The organism is Inquilinus sp., assembly GCF_057815775.1.
This window is the reverse complement of sequence record NZ_JBYRFX010000065.1, coordinates 1-2926: the sequence shown is the minus strand read 5'-3', so window position 1 is coordinate 2926 and position 2926 is coordinate 1. Positions and strand designations below refer to the sequence as shown.

Genomic DNA, 2926 nt, shown 5'->3' with positions numbered 1-2926 from the left:
GATGCCGGTCTGGTCATTCCCCGCTCGCAGACGGTGGCGGGCAAGCTGGTCGACCAGGGGGAAGCTGCTGGCAAGCTCCAGGTCTTCGCCAACACGCCGGCTCTTTCGCTTGTCATCGAAAACGGCCGCATCAAGGGTGTGGTCACCAGCCGCGGCACCGTCGAGGCCGATCATGTCGTGGTTTGCGCGGGCCTGTGGGGCCGCCTGATCGCCGAGATGGCGGGCGAGGACCTGCCGGTCATGCCCGTCGATCATCCGCTCACCTTCTTCGGGCCCTATACAGAGTTCGCCGGCACCGGCAAGGAGTTCGGCTGGCCGCTGATGCGCGACCAGGGCAATTCGGCCTATATGCGCGACACCGGCGACCCGAAGACGGCCGAAGGCGGCATGATCGAGTGGGGGTATTACGAGGAGCACAATCCCCGCCTGTGCCACCCGCGCGAGCTGCTGTCCAAGCACGAGGCGCGGCTGTCACCCTCGCAGCGCGACCTGGAAATGGACCAGATCCTGGAGCCGCTGGAGCGCGCCATCGAGCTGACGCCGATCCTGGGCGAGCTCGGCTATGACGAGCGCCGGTCGTTCAACGGCCTGCTGCAGGTGACCACGGACGGCAACGCCATGCTGGGCGAGAGCCAGAAGGTGCGCGGCCTGTGGTACTGCGTCGGCGTCTGGGTCAAGGACGGCCCCGGCATGGGCAAGCTGATCGCCGACTGGATGACGGACGGCCACACGCCGATCGACCATGCCCGGGTGGATGTCTCGCGCTTCTATCCGCACCAGCTCGAGGAAGAGTTCATCGCCGGTCGCTGCGGCGAAGCGGCCCAGAAGGTCTACAACCCCGGCGTCCACACCCGCGAGCCGTTCGTGACGGGCCGCGGCGCCCGCCGGTCGCCCTTCTACGAGCGCGAGAAGGAACTCGGCGGCTACTTCATGGAGCTCGGCGGCTGGGAGCGCGCCCACGGCTATGCCGCCAACGAGCATCTGTTCGAAAAATACGGCGACCGCGTGCCGGTGCGCGAGAGCGAGTGGGACAACCGCCATTTCTGGCGCGTCTCGAATGCCGAGCATCTCGCGCTCAGCGAGGATTGCGGCATCATCAACCTGTCCCACTTCGCCATCATCGATGTGGAAGGCCCGGATCACCTCGAACTGCTGGAATGGGTCTGCGCCGCCAAGATCGGCGGCGACGCCAATGCCGGCAAGGGCATCTACACCCACTTCCTCGACGACCAGGGCATGGTGCGGGCCGATTTGACCGTGTTCCGCATGGCCGACAGCTGCCGCGTGGTCGACGGGGCCGATGCCGGCCCGCGCGACCATCACTATCTGCGCCGGGTCGCCCAGGATAAGGGCTTCGACGTCACGGTCACCGACGTCTCGTCGAAATACGTTACCATCGGCATCTGGGGGCCCAATGCCCGCGTGACCCTGCAGAAGGTCGTGGCCGATCCCGACGGGCTGTCCATCGAGAACTTCCCCTTCGCGGCGATCAAGCCGATCGAGATCGCCGGCAAGCAGGTCAGCGCCTTCCGCATCTCCTATGTCGGCGAGCAGGGCTGGGAACTGCACATGGCCTATGATGACGGCCTGGCGGTGTGGGACGCGCTGCGCTCCACCGGCGTCATGGCGGTCGGCATCGAGACCTATGCCAACAGCCGCCGGATGGAAAAGAGCCTGCGCCTGCAGAACGCGGATCTGCTGACCGAATACAACCTGCTCGAGGCCGATCTGGCGCGCCCCAAGGTCAAGGAGGCCGATTTCCGCGGCAAGGCCAAGCACCTGGAATATCGCCAGCGCAACCACCAGCCGGCGACGCTCTGCACCCTGGTGATCACGGACAACCGGGATTCCAGCGGTGTCGCCCGCTACCCCGTCGGCTCCATGCCGGTGATGGATCCGGAGACCGGCGAAACCCTGGTCGACGAACTCGGCCGCCGATCCTTCACCACCTCCGCCGCCTACGGCCCGACGATCGGTAAGAACATCGCCCTCGCCTATCTGCCGCATGGCTATGCCCAGCTGGGCCGGGCCCTGACCGTGGAGTATTTCGGCGAGACCTTCCCGGTGGAGGTGGCGGCGGTGGGCTATGCGGCGCTGTACGACCCGCAGAACCTGAAGCCGCGGAGCTGAGATAGGTCACGTCCTGGGCGCCCGGCGGAGACGCGTCGGGCGATCACCCGTCCGTCAGGTCGATCCACGTCGGTGTGGATGTCGTCGGGATCGCCCGGCAGTCCACGCCGCGTCTCCAGCGGCTCGGCGCCCCGGGCCAGGATGGCGACGCCGTTCCAGGCCTTCTGGCCATGCCAGATCGCGCCGTATCCGGCCTTGAAGATCGCCGCCCTTGGGAACCGCTCCTGAGGCGCCTTCAACTCCTGCAGGCAGACGACATCCGGTCGGGTCTCCGCGAGCCAGCGGAGCAGCACCGGCAGCCGGCCGCTGATGCCATTGACGCTGAAGGTGGTGATCTTCATCGGCTCGGCCCCCCGTTTCGCCGGGTAAAGCGCCCTATCGTTCGCCTTCGGGGCGCAGAACGCCAATAGCTCTGTCGCGGCGGTCGTTCCGCCGCTATCGGCCGGCCGATCCGATTCACGGGTTCGCGCCCGGCTGCTGCCGGAAGAAGCGCATCATCTCGCGGCTGGCATCCGGCCCGCGCGGCTCGGTGTATGACCCGGCCGGGCTGCCGCCCGACCAGGCATGGCCGGCGCCGTGCAGGACCCATTGCTCCAACCTGGATCTTCCGGCGGCATCGGTCCGCACCGTGCGGACGTAGGGCACGCCGCCTGCCGACGTGCCGTGCGAGACGGTGGTCGTAAGCTCAGTCGCCGGCGTCGCCTGGGCAATGACCTCGTCGGCATTCACCGAGTTGACCGTCTTGTCGGCATCGCCGTGAAAGACAATGGTCGGAACCGTCGTCGTCCTGGCACCG

General features: G+C 67.2%; 3 protein-coding genes. 1 reads left to right on the top strand and 2 read right to left on the bottom strand.

Going from position 1 to position 2926, the window contains the following annotated elements; all coding sequences use genetic code 11:
- Nucleotides 1-2130 (top strand): GcvT family protein (locus tag AC3XYG_RS02605; protein WP_489138250.1); only part of this gene is annotated, 2130 nt, incomplete at its 5' end.
- On the opposite strand, the gene AC3XYG_RS02600 is transcribed toward AC3XYG_RS02605, so the two are convergent.
- Together AC3XYG_RS02600 and AC3XYG_RS02595 are read right to left on the bottom strand one after the other, a co-directional pair.
- The gene (locus AC3XYG_RS02600) at nt 2085-2471 is read right to left on the bottom strand and encodes an endonuclease/exonuclease/phosphatase family protein (protein ID WP_489138249.1); all 387 of its coding nucleotides are present in this window, start codon (nt 2469-2471) and stop codon (nt 2085-2087) included. The two genes, AC3XYG_RS02605 and AC3XYG_RS02600, sit on opposite strands and share 46 nt — an antisense overlap.
- Before the next feature lie 115 nt (nt 2472-2586).
- Nucleotides 2587-2926 (bottom strand): CE1 family esterase (locus tag AC3XYG_RS02595; protein WP_489138248.1); only part of this gene is annotated, 340 nt, incomplete at its 5' end.